Genomic DNA, 16,033 nt, shown 5'->3' on the forward strand with positions numbered 1-16,033 from the left:
ACGGAAAGCCGCCGCGGACACGGCGATTGCGGAGGATCAGGGTGGGGACCACGCAGCTGGAATCGGTGCCGGAACCGAAGTACTGGCACCTCAAGACGGTACTCAGCGAGGCGCTCGACTCGGACTTCGCGGTGGGCGAGATCCTGCCCAACGAGCGTGATCTCGCGGCCCGGTTCGGCGTCGCACGTGCCACGCTCCGCCAGGCACTGGAACAGCTCGAACTCGAAGGCCGGCTCCAGCGCCGCCGCGGCGTCGGCACCACCGTCGCCCCGCCGCGCACGGCCGTCTCGGTCTCCACCGCCCAGCACGACTGGCCCGGTGCGCCCGGTGACGCCTGGGGGACCGCCGACGCCACGGTCGCCGTGCCGCCCGTCGCGGTCGCCCGCCTCTTCGACACCGCCACCGGCGAGGAGATGCACACCGTCCGCCGGACCCGGGTCGCCCACGGCCAGGCCGTCGCCGCCGAGCTCCTCTACGTTCCGGTCGGCTCGGTGCCCGAGCTCTCCGCGATCGACGTGCCCGCGGGCCCGGCCCGCGGCCGCGCTGTCCTGCGCGAACTTCAGCGCCTGGAGCTCGAAGGCCAGGACCGCGCCGTCGAACTCGGCTCGGCGCGCGCCGACGACGCCAAGGAACTCGACCGGCTGCCGGGCGCCCCCGTCCTCGTCGTGACCACCCGGTACTTCTCCGAGGGCCGCACCGCGGCCGTCTCCGTCGCCACCTACCGCGCGGACACCTGCCGCCTCACCTTCGGTGACTCGGTCGACGTGGAGATCGGCCACCCCGGCCAGCCCGGGCAGCAGCGCCGGGCCTCCTGAGCCCGGCCCGCAACTCGAAAAGGCCGCAACGTGTAAAGCCGCACGGCCCGCAGCTCCCGGAGCCGCGGGCCGTGACGCGTTTCTTCGAAGGCGCATGGGCGCGGTCGCGTGCATTGCGAAGGCGCCTCGGTGCGATCGCGTGCGCTGCCGAGACGCTTCGATGTGGTCGCGTCGGGGCGTCTCAGCGCCGTGCCGTCACTGTTCCCTCGACGGCGAACAGCTCTTCCTCCACGTGGTCGAGGGCGAGCCGCAGCGCGCCGGTCGCCACCACCGCCTCGCCCAGCATCGACAGCACCACCCGCGGCGGCCGCAGACAATAACGCGCCAACTCCCTGCGCAGCGGCTCCAGTACGCCGTCGATGCCGGCCGCCCAGCCGCCCACGACGACCAGCTCCGGATCGAGGGCGAGCACCAGCGCGGCGACATCGTGCACCAGGCGCTGAAGGAACCGCTCCACCGCGGCCTGCGCCCGGGCATCGCCCTGCCGGGCCAGCGCGAACACGTCGGCGACGGCCTGCTCGTCCAGCGGGTGCAGCGGCTCGTCCGTCGTCGAGAGCAGCTTTTCGGGGGTGACATCGCGGCCGAGCAGGTGCAGTGCGCCGATCTCGCCCGCCGCGCCGCCGAAGCCCCGGTGCAGCCGGCCGCCGATCAGCGAACCCGCTCCCGGGCTCAGACCGGCCATGACGAAGACGACATCGTCGGAGTCGACCGCCGCGCCCTTCCAGTGCTCGGCCACGGCCGCCGCGTTCGCGTCGTTCTCGACCAGTACCGGACAGCGGAAGGAACGTCGCAGCCGCTCGCCCAGAGGCAGGCCCGTCCACTCGGGCAGCGCGGTGCCGAGCCGCACGGTGCCGTCGGCCTCGACGATTCCCGGGCTGCCGACGCCGACCGCACGCAGCGAGCTCCGCGCCACACCGGCTTTGCGCAGCACATCGGCGACGGTCGTCCGGACCCGTTCGAGGCGCTCGTCGGCCGAAGCCGTCTCGGGCACCTCGCGGGAACCCGCGCCGAAGATCCGGCCGTCCAGACCGGAGAGCAGCGCGGCCACCCGGTGCGGGCCGATCTCTATGCCGAGCAGATGCCCCGCCTCGGCCCGGAAGCGGAAGCGTCGCGCGGGCCGTCCCTGACGCCTCGCCTCGCCCTCCTCGGGGGCCGACTCGACGACGAGCCCGGCCTCCATCAGGCCGTCTACCACGCCCTCGACCGTCGGCCGGGACAAACCGGTGATCCGGGTCAGATCAGTCAGCGTGGGAGATTCCGCACCCCTGAGGGCATGCAGCACCACCGCGGAATTGATCCTCCGCAGCAGAGAGGGGTCCCCGCCGGTCAGCCGCCCCAACGTGTGTCCTCCCAGCTCGTGCGCGTGTCTGCCGGATCGTACTCGCTGGTCAGGTGTACGGCGAGCGGCGCCGGGTAACGGAGGCGCATCAGCTCGGGGCCACGAAACCGGACTCGTATGCGGCGATGACCGCCTGGGTGCGGTCCCGCGCACCCAACTTCGCGAGCACAGCGCTGACATGCGTCTTCACGGTCTCCGTGCCGACGATGAGTTTGGCTGCGATCTCGGCGTTGGAAAGCCCCCGCGCCATCAGGCGCAGCACAGCGGCCTCCCGGTCGGTGAGCGCCGCCTCGGTCAGCGCCGTGCGCGCCGCGCCGTTGCCGTACTCTGCGGCGAGCGCGCGCACCGCCGCCGGGAACAGCAGCGAGTCGCCCTCCGCCACGAGCCGGACCGCGTTGACGATCTCGGCGGGCCGGGCCCGCTTGAGCAGGAAGCCGTCGGCTCCGGCCCGCAGCGCCTCGTATACGTACTCATCGTTCTCGAACGTCGTGACGACGAGGATCTTCGGCGGATCGTCCACTGTGCGCAACACCGCCCGGGTCGCCTCTATGCCGTCCAGGAGCGGCATCCGCACATCCATCGCGACCACGTCCGGCCGCAGTTGTCGCACCAGCGGGATCACGGCCGCGCCGTCGGCGGCCTCGCCCACCACCTCGATGTCGGGCTGCGCTTCGAGCACGGCCCGCAGACCCGCGCGGACCAGGGGTTCGTCGTCGACCAGAAGTACGGTTACCGGCATCCGGCCAGCCTAGCCGCAGGCCAGAGGTGCCCTCCGGAGCCTGTGGACAACCTCGGACCAGGCGCCCGACCCCGGGTCGGACGTCACGTCGTCACGTCGTCACGTCGGAGGCCAGGTCAGGTCATGAGGCCCGGCGTCAGCCCGGACGCCGGATCAGGCATCAGCGCGGGCGTCAGCCCAGGCGCCAGTCGGACATCAGGCCAGAGGTCAGACCAGAGGTCAGGGTGGACGTCAGGGCGGGTGTCAGACCAGGCGTCAGACCAGAGGTCAGGGCGGGCGTCAGATCAGGGTGTCGAGCGGCAGCCGCACCCGCACCCGCCACTCACCCTCGTACGCCCCTGTCTCCGCCTCCCCTCCGAGCAGTGCGGCCCGCTCGCGCATCCCGCGCAGACCGCTGCCGCCCTTCCCGCCGGGCGCCGCCCCCGTCAGCGGATTGGTCACATCCATCTCAAGTCGCTTGCCCAGCACGGCCATTCGGATCCGCACGGGCACGGGGCCCGAGTGCCGCAGCACATTGGTGAGCGCCTCCTGCAGGATGCGGTACCCCTCCCGGGACACCGGACCGGGCACCTGCTCCAGGGGGCCGGAAAACTCCGCGTCGACCGCGGCGCCCGACCCTCGGGCCGACTCGATGAGCCGGTCGGCCTCCAGGAGCGTGGGGCGCTGGCTGGCCGGCAGGCCCGTTTCGCGCAGGACGAGCAGCACTCGCTCCAAGTCCTCCAGGGCGGCCCGGCCGGTCTCCTCGATCGCCGCCAGCGCCCGGTCGGTGAAGGTGGGATCCCCGGCCGCGCGAGCCGCGCCCGCCTGCACCACGGCGACGGTCAGCGCATGACCGATGGAGTCGTGGATCTCGCGGGCTATGCGGTTGCGTTCGAGGAGCAGCTCCGTCCGCTCTTCGAGCGCGGTGAGGCGCTCGGTGGCCGAGGGCCCGAGCAGCTTGCGGGCGACGAAGGTGACAAGGTTCCCGGCCTGCACCAAGCAGACCAGCATGACGATGACCGGCACCACCGCGAGAGGTACGAGCCACCACTGCGGCGATACCCATGACGCCATCCACCCGAAGACGACCGGCGAGCCGCCCAACCCGCGGGCGACCAGGTCCACGGACGCCGCCGGAAGCCAGACGGTGCCCGCGATCGACACGCCGGACAGCACGAGCCGGGCCTCCAGCCAGAGCACGGTCCGCCACCGGTCGCGCCAGGTGGCCGAGGGCGCGACCGCGATCGACGCGTCGGGCCTGCCGCGCTCGCCGGGAGTGAGGAGGAGCTGCGCCTGGATGCCTTCTTCGAGGCGCACCGCCGGTATCAGCCCGACCGGAACGACGAGCAGCCCGAGGACCCACACCCGCCGCATGTCGATGAAGAGCCAGATCGCCACGAACGCGATCGGGATCAGCAGATGCAGCCAGCGCGTGTAGGTGACCGGGCGGGCCAGTGGGCGAAGAGTGCGGTGCATGCGCCCATCGTCCCAGCGCGCTGATCGCTGCGGCTCCCCCGTGCGGGGGAGAAGCTCCCCACTGCCGGGGGAGGCGGCTGACCTGCATGGACGGCGACGCTTGGGGCATGACACGGATCGACGTCCAAGAGCTCCGCAAGGAATACGGCGCCACACGAGCCGTGGACCGGCTCACCTTCGCGGTCGAGCCCGGCCGGGTGACCGGCTTCCTCGGCCCCAACGGCGCGGGCAAGTCCACCACCATGCGCATCCTGCTCGGCCTCGACAGGCCGACCTGGGGCACCGCACTGATCGGCGGCCGCCGGTACGCGGAGCTTGCGGACCCGTTGCGCGAAGTGGGCGCCCTGCTCGACGCGCAGGCCGCGCACGGCTCCCGCACCGCCCGCAGTCATCTGCTGGCCCTTGCCGTGAGCAACCGCATACCGGTGCGGCGCGTGGCCGAGGTTCTTGAGGAAGCCGGGCTCGCGGGGGTCGCCGGCCGCCGGATCAAGACGTTCTCGCTCGGGATGCGGCAGCGGCTCGGGATCGCGGCCGCCCTCCTTGGCGACCCGGCGGTCGTGATCCTGGACGAGCCGTCCAACGGCCTCGACCCCGAAGGGATCATCTGGACAAGGGAGTTGATGCGCGGCCTCGCGCGGGAGGGGAGGACGGTGCTCGTCTCCAGCCACCTGATGAACGAGACCGCCTCGTTCGCCGACCATCTGGTCGTCCTCGGCCGCGGCCGGCTCCTCGCCGACACGCCGATGCGGGACTTCATCGACTCCCGCATCCGGCCCAGGGTCCGACTGCGCACCACCGAAGGAGCCCGGCTGCGGGCCCTCCTGCTCGACCAGGGCTTCGACCCGGTCCAGGGGGAGGACGGACTCTGGACGGTGGAGGGCGCGCGGGTCGACGAGATCGGCCCGATCGCCGCCCGCGAGGGCATCCCCATTCTCGAACTCGCCAATGAGGAAGCCACGTTGGAGCAGGCCTACCTCGATCTGACCGCCGACGAGGCGGAGTACTCATCGTCCCGCGCGCCCCAGACCCAGGAGGCCTGAACCATGTCGTTCCCCGCGGTACTCCACACCGAGTGGATCAAGGTCCGTTCGCTGCGTTCGCTGGTGGGTTCCTTGCTGACCGTCCCCGTGGCGACGGCCGGCCTCTCCCTCCTCATCTGCGCCGCGCTCGGTCGTCCGCAGCCCGGCAGTACGGACTTCGATCCGGTGCTCTTCTCCTACTACGGCCTGAACTTCGGGCAGTTGGCAGCGGTCATTTTCGGGGTCATAGCCATGGCCGGCGAATACAAGAACGCCGGGATCCGGATATCCCTGGCGGCCGTGCCCAACAGGACGCTGTTCTACGGCGCCAAACTCGCAGTGGTCGGCGGCTGCGTCCTCGCGGTCGGCCTGGTGGCGAGCCTGATCAGCTTCCTCGGCGGCCAGGCGCTGATGGACCAGGGCTTCGGCATAGGCATCGCGGACCCGGGCGCGCTGCGCGCGGTCGTCGGCTGCGCCTCCTATCTGGCCCTGATCAGCCTGCTCTCGGCAGGAGTCGGGGCCCTGCTGCGCAGCGTCACAGGCGCGCTGAGCGTGCTCGTGCCGCTGTTCCTGATCCTCCCGTTCGTGGTCGGAGACGTGTCGCAGGGCGGCAGCGCGGCCGACTTCCTGCCGGACCGGGCGGGCCAGCAGATCCTGCTGCAGAACCCGGCCGGGACGCTCGGACCGTGGAGTGGAATGGCCGTCCTCGCGGCCTGGACGGCGCTCGCGACAGCCGCCGGCTGGTGGGCGCTGCGGCGGCGCGACGCCTGACCGGATGGCGGCCATCCAGAGGCTGACGGCACACCAATTGTCAGTGCCGGGCGGTTTACTGACGGCATGACCACCGCTCTGTACCTCCAGCACATCGACCGGCTGCGCGCCCGGGAATTCCCCGCGGAGCGCAGCCGAAGCGGCGCGGATGTGAGCGGCCCGGGATATCACTCCGCATGTCTGAGCGCCGACGAGGAGGAATGGGAGGACCTGACGGAACGACTGGAAAAACGCGCCCAATGCGTCGCCGACCACGACGCGTTGGTGGCCGAGCTCACCCGACGCTGGGAGGAACCGCAGTGGATCAGCCTCTGGAGCGCCCAGGCCAGGCTGGTGGCCGGCGAGGCGATACCGGAACCCTGGGCGGAGTTCGCCGTCGGCTTCGACTTCCTGAACCTGTGGCGGATCGACGGCAGATGGGTAGCCGTGGGCCTCGACCTGGAGGCGGAGGGCCCGGGCTGGGACCTGAGCGTGACGGTGACGGAGGTCGACCCGCCGTAGCGACCAGCCATCGACAGCGCCGCCGGCTCCCGGCCTCCCACGGCCTGAGGCCCGCCCGCTCCCGCGGCGGGAGCCCTGGTCGGAGCCCTCCGCGGCAACGCGCGGCCGTGCGTACTCCTCAGTCGGAGCCCTTCGCGGCCACACGCAGCCGTGCGTACTCCTCGGCCATCGTCCGGGCCGTCCAGTGCGCGTTCAGCCCGCTGGGATTGGGCAACGCCCACACCCGGGTCGAGCCGATCATGTGGTCCTGGGGGCCGACCTGGGCCCGGCGGTCACCGAAAGCCGTGCGGTACGCGGTCACCCCCACGACGGCCAGCCAGTTGGGCCGCAGCCGCTCGACCTTCGCCGCCAGCAGGCGCCCGCCCTCGCGGAACTCCTCGGCGTCGAGTTCGTCGGCCCGCGCGGTGGCCCGGGCCACCACATTGGTGATGCCGAGACCGTACGAGAGGAGCTCGCCCTGCTCGGAGGGCTTCAACTGCCGGGGCGTGAAGCCGGACAGGTGCAGCACCGGCCAGAAGCGGTTGCCCGGGCGGGCGAAGTGGTGGCCTGTGGCGCCCGACATCAGGCTCGGGTTGATTCCGCAGAACAAGACGGACAGTCCGCCCGCGATCACGTCGGGGATGACGGTGTCGCGGGCGGCCTGGAGTTCCTCGGGGCTCAGCACGTGTGCGGGATCAGAGGATCGAGCCCGGGGCGTAACCGGCGGCCGCGGGATGCTGCTTGACGATCTCCTCGATGCGGGAGACCACGGCGGTGACCTGGTCGCCGGCCGCACCGGTGAAGGACAGCTTGTCGGCCATCAGGTCGTCGAGCTGGGCACGGTCGAGCGGCATGCGCGCGTCGGCGGCCAGCTTGTCGAGGAGCTCGTTGCGCTCGGCACCCTGCTCGCGCATCGCGAGGGCGGAGGCGACCGCGTGCTCCTTGATGACCTCGTGCGCGGCCTCCCGGCCGACCCCGGCGCGCACGGCGGCCATCAGGACCTTCGTCGTGGCCAGGAAGGGCAGGTAGCGGTCCAGTTCACGGGCGACGACGGCGGGGAACGCGCCGAACTCGTCGAGGACCGTCAGGAAGGTTTCGAGCAGGCCGTCGAAGGCGAAGAACGCGTCGGGCAGCGCGACCCGGCGGACCACCGAGCAGGAGACGTCGCCCTCGTTCCACTGGTCGCCCGCCAGCTCGCCGGTCATCGAGGCGTAGCCGCGCAGGATGACCATCAGGCCGTTCACGCGCTCGCAGGAGCGGGTGTTCATCTTGTGCGGCATCGCGGACGAGCCGACCTGGCCGGGCTTGAAGCCCTCGGTGACCAGCTCGTGCCCGGCCATCAGCCGGATCGTCTTGGCGACCGAGGACGGCGCGGCGGCCAGCTGCACCAGGGCGGTCACCACGTCGTAGTCGAGGGAGCGCGGGTAGACCTGGCCGACGGAGGTGAAGGCGTGGGCGAAGCCGAGGTGGCCCGCGATGCGCTGCTCCAGGTCGGCGAGCTTCGAGGCGTCGCCGCCGAGCAGGTCGAGCATGTCCTGAGCGGTGCCGACCGGGCCCTTGATGCCGCGCAGCGGGTAGCGGGCGAGCAGGTCTTCCAGGCGGCCGTACGCCACGAGCAGTTCGTCGGCCGCGGTCGCGAAACGCTTGCCCAGAGTCGTGGCCTGCGCGGCCACGTTGTGCGAGCGCCCGGCCATGACCAGCTCGGCGTACTCGCCGGACAGCTTGCCCAGGCGCGCGAGGACCGCCACCGTGCGGTCCCGCATCAGTTCGAGGGAGAGCCGGATCTGGAGCTGCTCGACGTTCTCGGTGAGGTCGCGCGAGGTCATGCCCTTGTGGACCTGCTCGTGGCCGGCCAGCGCGTTGAACTCCTCGATGCGGGCCTTCACATCGTGCCGGGTCACCTTCTCGCGCTCGGCGATGGAGGCGAGGTCGACCTGGTCGATGACGCGCTCGTAGTCGGCGAGCGCGGCCTCGGGCACCTCGATCCCCAGGTCCTTCTGGGCACGCAGCACGGCGAGCCACAGCTGGCGCTCCAGCTTGACCTTCTGCTCGGGGGACCAGAGGACGGCGAGCTCCGCGGAGGCGTAGCGGCCGGCCAGAACGTTCGGGATGCGAGGCTTCGCAGACACAGCAGTCACGTGTCCAGAGTCTACTGGCGATTTCTGCAGGCCAGCGCCCCACCCCGGTTTGTGCCTTGCTACGAAGCGCTCCGCGGGAAGGGGAGGGCTTCATCTGCCGGCCGGTGGGAGGCTGGTCGCGCAGCTCCCCGCGCCCTGGCGGGCGCTGTGTCGAAGCCGTGCCGCTGCCGCGAGGGCACACAGCGGCACGGTGGTCGGCTCGCCGTGACGGGCGCGCTCACGCCTCGGGGACGTCGCCCAGTTCGAATCCGAGGGCCTCGGCCGCGGTGGCCGGGGTGGGCTGGGCCCAGCGGTCGGCCATCGTCTCCCGTGAGGACAGCGAGCGCAGCTCCGCGCGGTCCAGATACAGCGTGCCGTCGAGGTGGTCGGTCTCGTGCTGGACGATGCGGGCGGGCCAGCCGGTGAACACCTCGTCCACCGCACGGCCGTGCTCGTCGAGCGCGCGCAGGCGTACGTTCGTGTGCCGGGCGACGACCGCACCCCAGCCCGGCACGCTCAGGCAGCCCTCGAAGAACGCGGCCCGGCCGGGCCCGACGGGCTCGTACGAGGGATTGATCAGGACCCGGAACGGCTGCGGTACGCGGCCCCGGGCCTGCCTGATCTCCTCGGAGACCTCCGCCGCGTCCTCGATGACCGCGAGCCGCAGCGGGAGGCCCACCTGCGGTGCGGCGAGGCCGACGCCCGGGGCGGCGAGCATCGTCTCGCGCATCGCCCCGATCAGGCGGTCGAGGCGCTTGCGGTCCAGGCGGTCGTCCACCGGTTCGGCGGGCCGGCGCAGCACGGGGTCGCCGGCGGCGACTATCGGCAAGGGGCCGGAGGCGGCGAGCAGCTGGTCGACGAGGTCGGGGAGCGCGGGGGACGACATGCCCACAGCATGCCAAGAACGATCACTCGGCGCGCACCCGGGATCATGTCCGCCTTGTGAACAATCCGGCCCTCCGGGAATGTGCGGCCGGAATCGGATCTTTCATATGAGGGAGCCCGGAGCGGTCGACGTCCGAGGTCGAGGGCTTCGAGGCCGGAGGCATCGACGGCGCAGACAGCGGCCGCCCCCGATGTTGCCTGATCCGAATCCGCCGTCACCCGCCGTTGTCCGACGCTCTCCGGCGTTGTCCGAGTTGCCTCATGCCGAGCGAGGAGATCATGCCCAACGCGTCCGTCCGCACCGAGATCCCGGCGCATCCGCTGGACAACCCCGCGTACGCCTCGCTGACCGGGCCGCACGCGCGGTTCGCCGAGGTGCGGGGCAGGGTGCTGCGCTACGAGACCGATGTCTCGCCCTGGCTCGGCCTGCCCCCGGACCCGGACGCGGGCGACTGGGCGGACCTGGCCGCGCTCGCCGGGCCCGGCGCGGAAGTGGCGCTCCCCGGGGTCCGGGTCGAGCTGCCCCGGGGCTGGGAGGTCACCTTCGACCTGGAGGGCGTACAGCTCGTGGACGAGGCCGTGGACGCCCGGCCCGACGAGGAGGCGATACGGCTCGGCGCGGACGACGTGCCCGACATGCTCGCCCTCGTGGAGCGCACCCGGCCCGGGCCGTTCCTGCCCCGCACCGTAGAGCTCGGCACCTATCTCGGCATCCGCCGCGAGGGCCGGCTGATCGCGATGGCCGGGGAGCGGCTGCACCCGCCGGGCTGGACCGAGATCAGCGCGGTCTGCACCGACGACGCCCACCGCGGCCAGGGGCTCGGCTCGCGCCTGGTCCGCGCGGTCGCCTTCGGCATCAGGGAGCGTGGCGAAACCCCGTTCCTGCACACCGCGGCCACCAATACCGCCGCCATCAGGCTGTACGAGTCGCTGGGCTTCCGGCTCCGCCGCACCACCCGGTTCCTCGCGGCCCGGGTGCCGGAGCCGAACATGGCAGGGTGACGAGTGCCGGCCGACCCTGCGAGCTGGTCGCGCAACTCCCGCTCGGCTCAAGGGAGTTGACGGCGCCTCAGTCCTCGACCCGTACCCACTCCGACACCGGCCCGGCCGCCCCGTCCCCCGGCGTGACCCAGAACGCCCGCCCCCGCGCGGCGTCGAAGTGGGAGCCGCTGCGGCCGTCGCCGGAGGAGCGGCCCGTGATGCGGCGCCCGATCCACGGCACCAGGTGCCGGCGGGCGAAACGCAGGTCGGCGGTGCGGCTCGCGGCCCAGCCGGGCTTGACCGCGGGCGGCAGCGGCGAGCGCCAGTCGTCCTCGGCGTCCAGGCCCAGCGTCTGCCAGACCGCCTCGGCCACCCTGCGGTGCCCGTCCTCCGTCAGATGCAGCCGGTCGACGTCCCACAGCCGCTGATCGCCGAGCGCCGGCGCACCGTACAGGTCGACCACCAACGCGCCGTGGCGGTCGGCGAGTTCGTCGATGTACGAGAAGAGCTCCTCCATGCGCGGGCGGAAGCGGTCGAGGACCGGGCCGTCGCGGCCGGGGCTGCGCATCAGGACCAGGTGCTTGCAGGCGGGGGCGAGCTGCTCGACCGCCTGTGTCAGGAGGCCGCGTACCCGGCCCATGTCGCACTTGGGCCGCAGGGTGTCGTTGAGGCCGCCGACCAGCGTGATGACGTCCGGGCGCAGCGCGGCCGCCGCGGCCACCTGTTCCTCGACGATCTGCCCGATGAGCTTGCCGCGCACGGCGAGGTTGGCGTACCGGAAGCCGGGTGTGCGCGCCGCGAGACGGGTGGCGAGCACATCGGCCCAGCCGCGGTAGGACCCGTCGGGAAGCCGGTCGGACATGCCCTCCGTGAAGGAGTCCCCGATCGCGGCAAAGCTGGTGTATGAGGCATTCATCTCCATGGCGGAGTGATCGTACCGCGCGGTAGGGACAGCGGTTCCGGGACGTCGAAGCCCTGCCGGCGACCGTGATCGCAAGGAGACCGATCAGGCCCTGTCGGCGGGGCCCGTTCCGCGGTATGCCAGGAGCACATCAACTTTTTGACACTCGGCCGGGACCGGCCGTCGAGAGAGCGAGCGTGCGATGTTGTTCACCGCAGCCTTCTGGAAGGCCACCGCCGAGCGTGCCATCCGCACCTTCGCCCAGGCACTAGCCGCCGTGCTGACGGCCGGCGCGACCAACCTCCTCGACGTCCACTGGACCGCGGCTTTCGCGACCGCGGGCATGGCCGCGGTGCTCGCCGTCCTGATGGCGGTCGGCTCCGCGCAGCTGGGGCAGCCGGGCCCGGGCCTCACCGAGACCACGAACCCGACCACTCCAGCCACTCCGGCCAAACCCGCCGGGTGAACGGCCGGGCAACCGCAATGGCTAGGCCGCGGCCGCCGGGGGCCCCACGAGCTCCCGCAGCACGTCCTCCATCGTGACCAGACCCGCCAGCCTGCCCTCGTCGCCGAGGACCGCCGCCAGGTGCGTACGGCTGCGTCTCATCGCGGTCAGCACGTCGTCCAGCGGGGTCGCGGCGCGCACCCGGGCGATCGGCCGCAGCGCCGCGACCGGGAAGGCCACGTCGCGCGGCGCCGCGTCCAGGGCGTCCTTGACGTGCAGATAGCCCAGGATGCGGCCGTCCTCGTCGACCACCGGGAAGCGCGAGAACCCGGAACTCGTGGAGAGCCGCTCCAGCTCCTCCGGGGTGGTTCCGACCGCGGCCCGCACCACCTTGTCCAGCGGCATGACCACGTCCCGCACCGGTCGTCGCCCCAGCTCAAGGGCGTCGTGCAGGCGCTCGGCCGCCCGGTCGTCGAGGAGACCGGCATGGCCCGCGTCGGTCACCAGGCGGGCCAGCTCGTCGTCGGAGAAGGTCGCCGCGACCTCGCCCTTGGCGTCCACCCTGAGCAGCCCCAGGAGGGTGTTGGCGAACGCGTTGATCGCGAAGATCATCGGGCGCAGTGCCCGGGCCAGCGTCACCAGCGGCGGGCCGAGCAGCAGCGCGGTGCGTGCCGGCTCGGCCAGCGCGATGTTCTTCGGCACCATCTCGCCGAGCAGCATGTGCAGATAGGTGGCGACCGCGAGGGCGAGCACGAACGACACCGGGTGGATGAGGCCGTCCGGCACGCCCACCGCGTCGAAGACCGGCTCGACCATGTGCGCGATGGCCGGTTCGGCGACCACACCGAGCACCAGGGTGCACAGCGTGATGCCGAGCTGAGCCGCGGCCATCAGGGCCGAGACGTGTTCCAGGCCCCAAATGACGCTGCGGGCACGGCGGTTGCCGTTCTCGGCGAGCGGCTCGATCTGGCTGCGGCGCACCGAGATCAGGGCGAACTCGGCGCCGACGAAGAAGGCGTTGACGACCAGGGTCGCCAGGCCGATCAGGATCTGGATCGCGATCATCGGCCGGCCTCTTCGTCGTCGTCCTCGTGGTCGAGGGGTGCGTGCAGCAGGACACGGGCCGCGCGCCGGCCGGACGCGTCGACCACGTCCATGCGCCAGCCGGCCAGGTCCACGCGGTCGCCGACCGTCGGAATCCGGCCGAGTTCGGTCGCGACCAATCCGGCGAGGGTCTCGTACGGGCCGTCCGGCAGGCGCAGGCCGATGGCGGCTAGCTGGTCGTCGCGGGTGGCGCCGTCCGCGGAGTACAGGATGCGGCCGTCCGCGTCCCGCCCGGCGGGGGCGAGGTCGTTGGTCTCGTGCGGATCGTGCTCGTCGCGCACCTCGCCGACGACCTCTTCCACGATGTCCTCAAGCGTCACGACGCCCGCGGTGCCGCCGTACTCGTCGATGACGACGGCCATGGTGCGCTTGCCGTACAGCTGGTCGAGGAGCCGGTCCACGGTGAGCGTCTCGGGCACGAGCAGCGGCTCGCGCAGCAACGACGTCACCGGGTGCAGGCGCCTGAGCTCGGCCGGCACCGCGAGGACGTCCTTGATGTGCGCGATGCCCACGACCGAGTCGAGGCTGCCCCGGTAGACAGGGAAGCGGGAGAGGCCGGTGGCGCGGGTCGCGTTCGCGACGTCCTCGGCGGTGGCCTGGATGTCGAGCGCGGTGACCTGCACGCGGGGCGTCATCACGTTCTCGGCGTTGAGCTCGGCGAGGTTGAGGGTGCGTACGAACAGCTCGGCGGTGTCCGCCTCCAGGGCGCCCTCCTTGGCCGAGTGCCGGGCGAGGGCGATCAGCTCCTGCGGGCTGCGCGCGGACGCCAGCTCCTCGGCGGGCTCCAGGCCGAAGCGGCGCACCAGGTGGTTGGCCGAGGTGTTGAGGTGGCTGATCAGCGGGCGGAAGGCCGCGCTGAACGCGCGCTGCGGGGCCGAGACGACCTTCGCGACGGCGAGCGGCGAGGAGATCGCCCAGTTCTTGGGGACCAGCTCGCCGACGACCATCAGGAACACGGTGGACAGCACCATGCCGAGCACCAGGGCCACCGAACTCGCGGTGGTCGCGGACAGGCCGAGCGCTTCGAGCGGGCCGGTCAGGAGCTTGGCGATCGACGGCTTGGCGATCATGCCGATGACGAGACCGGTCACGGTGATGCCGAGCTGGGCGCCGGACAGCTGGAAGGTGAGGCTGCGTACGGCCTTGAGGGCGCTGGAGGCACCTCGTTCGCCGCGCTCGACGGCGCGCTCCAGATCGCTGCGCTCGGCGGTCGTGAGGGAGAACTCGGCGGCGACGAAGACCGCGCAGACCAGCGACAGCAGTACGGCCGCCAGGAGCAGGAGCACTTCGGTCATCGGGTCACCTCCGTCCCATGATCGGCCCGGGGGAGGCGGTGCGCGCGGTGTCGCGCGGCGGTACTGGTACTGGGAGGCTCGCCCATGGGCGGACGCTCACACCTTTCAGTCGATGGGTAGAGGTTCACCCATGGTAAAGCACTGGCAAAGGGGAGGCTCGGGTCGCGCGGACCCCGAGTCCGCTCCGGACGGGGTCCGGACGCGGGCTCTCAGCCCAGCGGCTTCACCCAGCGCCGCCACTGCTCCTCGGGCCCGTAGCCCGCGGCCCGCCAGGCGTGCTGGGCGAGCTCGTTGCGGACAAGGACCATGGCGTCCGCGCGACGTCCGCCGAGCGCGACGAAACGGTCCTCGGCCGCGGAGAGCAACGCCCCGCCGACGCCCTTGCGGCGATGGTCCGGGTGGACGGCGAGGCGGTACAGATGGCAGCGCCAACCGTCGAACCCGGCGATCACTGTGCCGACGAGATCGCGGCCGGTCTCCGCGAGGATCAGCGCCTCGGGATCGCGGGCGACGAGGCGCTCGACGCCCTCGCGGTCGTCGCTGATGCTGGTGCCCTCGGCGGCCGTCTTCCAGAAGGCAAGGACCGCGTCCAGGTCCTCGGGCCCGGCGGCCCGGATGCGCAACTCGTTCATGGTGTTCATCCCACCACCGGGCCGTGACCCGCGGCGAACCGTTTTGCCATACGGACGCCGATCGATACGGACGCCGCTCCATACGGGCGCCGATCGATACGGGCGCCGATCGGTCGATGCGGAGCTGATCGTCGATGCGGGCGCCCGCCGCGCGCTCACTCGCCCCGCAGCTCCTCGATCACCGCGCCGAACTCCTCCATGTACGGGTCGAGGACCGTGAGGTACGAGAAGCCGTAGCGCTCCCGCTGGGCGCGCAGCTGGTCCGCCATCTGCCGCACGGTGCCGATGAGCAGGACCGGCAGATCGAGCACCTCGTCCTCGGTGAGATGGGGAAGGAGGTGCAGCGACTCGCGCACCGCGGCCCGCCGGTCCCGGGTCACGGCCACCCGCTGGATCAGCAGGTTGAGCTCGGCCGCCGTCTCGCGCCCGGCCGCGAAGCGCCGGTAGGCGGCGAGCCGTTCCGCCAGGTCGTCGGCGCCCATCAGGGTGAGCGTCCCGTCGACGGGCGAGGTCCGCGCCCCGGTGAACGCGGCGATGTCCGCGTGCTCGGCGGTCAGCCGCAGCATCCGGTCCCCTTTCGCGCCGATGAGCAGCGGCGGCCGGGGCCGCTGCACGAGCTGCGCCGCGAGCGTCTCTTCGCCCAGAATGCGCTCCAACTCCCTTACCGTACGGGCGAGATGATCGACCCGGCCGCCCGGCGTGCGCCACGCGACCCCGGCCCGCTCGTGCTCCTCGCGTACGTATCCGGTGCCGAGCCCCACCTCCAGGCGGCCGTCGGTCAGCGCGTCCACCGTGGCGACCTCCCGGGCGAGGAGCGCGGGCGTCCAGAACGCGGCGTTGAGCACGAAGGGGCCGACCCGGGGCCGCTCGGTGGCGTACGCGGCGGCGACCACGGCGGGGAACGGCGCCGGCATGCCGAGGTGGTCGGCCACCTGGATCACGTCGTAGCCCAGCTCCTCGGCCCGGCGGCAGCGCTTGCGCCACTCCCCGCCCACCGCCGGGGTCACCATGTTCACAGCGAAACGGAACGGACGGGTCATCAACTCTCCTCAGGA

General features: G+C 72.1%; 17 protein-coding genes. 6 read left to right on the forward strand and 11 right to left on the reverse strand.

The window, feature by feature from the left end; translation table 11 throughout:
* Positions 1-41 precede the first annotated feature (41 nt).
* Positions 42-815 (forward strand): GntR family transcriptional regulator, encoded by a 774-nt coding sequence (locus ACWC2B_RS25235; protein ID WP_450720268.1) that lies wholly within the window; start codon positions 42-44, stop codon positions 813-815.
* Positions 816-996: 181 nt separating this feature from the next.
* Here ACWC2B_RS25235 and ACWC2B_RS25240 read toward each other — a convergent pair whose 3' ends face one another.
* The 3 genes from ACWC2B_RS25240 to ACWC2B_RS25250 all read right to left on the reverse strand — a co-directional run bounded on the left by ACWC2B_RS25240 (position 997) and on the right by ACWC2B_RS25250 (position 4,348).
* On the reverse strand, positions 997-2,154 hold the full coding sequence (locus ACWC2B_RS25240) for an ROK family transcriptional regulator (protein WP_450720270.1): 1,158 nt from the start codon (positions 2,152-2,154) through the stop codon (positions 997-999).
* Positions 2,155-2,242: 88 nt separating this feature from the next.
* Complete coding sequence (locus ACWC2B_RS25245) at positions 2,243-2,893, reverse strand: response regulator (protein WP_450720272.1); 651 nt, start codon at positions 2,891-2,893, stop codon at positions 2,243-2,245.
* Positions 2,894-3,172: 279 nt separating this feature from the next.
* Complete coding sequence (locus ACWC2B_RS25250) at positions 3,173-4,348, reverse strand: sensor histidine kinase (RefSeq protein ID WP_450720274.1); 1,176 nt, start codon at positions 4,346-4,348, stop codon at positions 3,173-3,175.
* Positions 4,349-4,455: 107 nt separating this feature from the next.
* On the opposite strand from ACWC2B_RS25250, the gene ACWC2B_RS25255 reads away from it, so the two are divergent.
* The 3 genes from ACWC2B_RS25255 (at position 4,456) to ACWC2B_RS25265 (ending at position 6,639) form a co-directional block, all read left to right on the forward strand.
* Positions 4,456-5,388 carry an ATP-binding cassette domain-containing protein gene (locus tag ACWC2B_RS25255; protein WP_450720276.1) on the forward strand — a complete coding sequence of 311 codons (933 nt, stop codon included), beginning with the start codon at positions 4,456-4,458 and terminating at the stop codon, positions 5,386-5,388.
* Between the two features lie 3 nt (positions 5,389-5,391).
* Positions 5,392-6,138 carry an ABC transporter permease gene (locus tag ACWC2B_RS25260; protein ID WP_450720278.1) on the forward strand — a complete coding sequence of 249 codons (747 nt, stop codon included), beginning with the start codon at positions 5,392-5,394 and terminating at the stop codon, positions 6,136-6,138.
* Positions 6,139-6,204: 66 nt separating this feature from the next.
* Positions 6,205-6,639, forward strand: coding sequence for a hypothetical protein (locus ACWC2B_RS25265; protein ID WP_450720280.1), 435 nt, complete (start codon positions 6,205-6,207; stop codon positions 6,637-6,639).
* Positions 6,640-6,757: 118 nt separating this feature from the next.
* Here the strand turns inward: ACWC2B_RS25265 and mug are convergent, their stop codons facing one another.
* The 3 genes from mug to def all read right to left on the reverse strand — a co-directional run bounded on the left by mug (position 6,758) and on the right by def (position 9,621).
* Complete coding sequence (gene mug, locus ACWC2B_RS25270) at positions 6,758-7,300, reverse strand: G/U mismatch-specific DNA glycosylase (protein ID WP_450720437.1); 543 nt, start codon at positions 7,298-7,300, stop codon at positions 6,758-6,760.
* 13 nt (positions 7,301-7,313) lie between these two features.
* A complete protein-coding gene (purB, locus tag ACWC2B_RS25275; protein ID WP_450720282.1) occupies positions 7,314-8,756 on the reverse strand; it encodes an adenylosuccinate lyase in 1,443 nt (480 codons plus the stop codon).
* 217 nt (positions 8,757-8,973) lie between these two features.
* On the reverse strand, positions 8,974-9,621 hold the full coding sequence (gene def / locus ACWC2B_RS25280; RefSeq protein ID WP_450720284.1) for a peptide deformylase: 648 nt from the start codon (positions 9,619-9,621) through the stop codon (positions 8,974-8,976).
* Positions 9,622-9,899: 278 nt separating this feature from the next.
* Between def and ACWC2B_RS25285 the strand changes: the two genes are divergently transcribed.
* Positions 9,900-10,622 carry a GNAT family N-acetyltransferase gene (locus tag ACWC2B_RS25285; RefSeq protein ID WP_450720286.1) on the forward strand — a complete coding sequence of 241 codons (723 nt, stop codon included), beginning with the start codon at positions 9,900-9,902 and terminating at the stop codon, positions 10,620-10,622.
* A 67-nt stretch (positions 10,623-10,689) separates the two neighbouring features.
* Here ACWC2B_RS25285 and ACWC2B_RS25290 read toward each other — a convergent pair whose 3' ends face one another.
* Positions 10,690-11,523 carry an SGNH/GDSL hydrolase family protein gene (locus ACWC2B_RS25290; protein WP_450720288.1) on the reverse strand — a complete coding sequence of 278 codons (834 nt, stop codon included), beginning with the start codon at positions 11,521-11,523 and terminating at the stop codon, positions 10,690-10,692.
* 181 nt (positions 11,524-11,704) lie between these two features.
* Here ACWC2B_RS25290 and ACWC2B_RS25295 point away from each other — a divergent pair, with 181 nt between their 5' ends.
* On the forward strand, positions 11,705-11,968 hold the full coding sequence (locus ACWC2B_RS25295) for a holin (protein WP_450720290.1): 264 nt from the start codon (positions 11,705-11,707) through the stop codon (positions 11,966-11,968).
* Positions 11,969-11,989: 21 nt separating this feature from the next.
* On the opposite strand, the gene ACWC2B_RS25300 is transcribed toward ACWC2B_RS25295, so the two are convergent.
* The 4 genes from ACWC2B_RS25300 to ACWC2B_RS25315 all read right to left on the reverse strand — a co-directional run bounded on the left by ACWC2B_RS25300 (position 11,990) and on the right by ACWC2B_RS25315 (position 16,018).
* A complete protein-coding gene (locus ACWC2B_RS25300; protein ID WP_450720292.1) occupies positions 11,990-13,012 on the reverse strand; it encodes a hemolysin family protein in 1,023 nt (340 codons plus the stop codon).
* On the reverse strand, positions 13,009-14,346 hold the full coding sequence (locus tag ACWC2B_RS25305) for a hemolysin family protein (RefSeq protein WP_450720294.1): 1,338 nt from the start codon (positions 14,344-14,346) through the stop codon (positions 13,009-13,011). Before ACWC2B_RS25305 ends, ACWC2B_RS25300 begins: the two co-directional genes overlap by 4 nt.
* 209 nt (positions 14,347-14,555) lie before the next feature.
* Positions 14,556-14,978, reverse strand: a complete 423-nt coding sequence (locus tag ACWC2B_RS25310; RefSeq protein WP_450720439.1) for a GNAT family N-acetyltransferase — start codon at positions 14,976-14,978, stop codon at positions 14,556-14,558.
* A 155-nt stretch (positions 14,979-15,133) separates the two neighbouring features.
* Positions 15,134-16,018, reverse strand: coding sequence for a TIGR03621 family F420-dependent LLM class oxidoreductase (locus ACWC2B_RS25315; RefSeq protein WP_450720296.1), 885 nt, complete (start codon positions 16,016-16,018; stop codon positions 15,134-15,136).
* Positions 16,019-16,033: the final 15 nt, after the last annotated feature.

This window comes from Streptomyces sp. NPDC001415, from assembly GCF_053597395.1.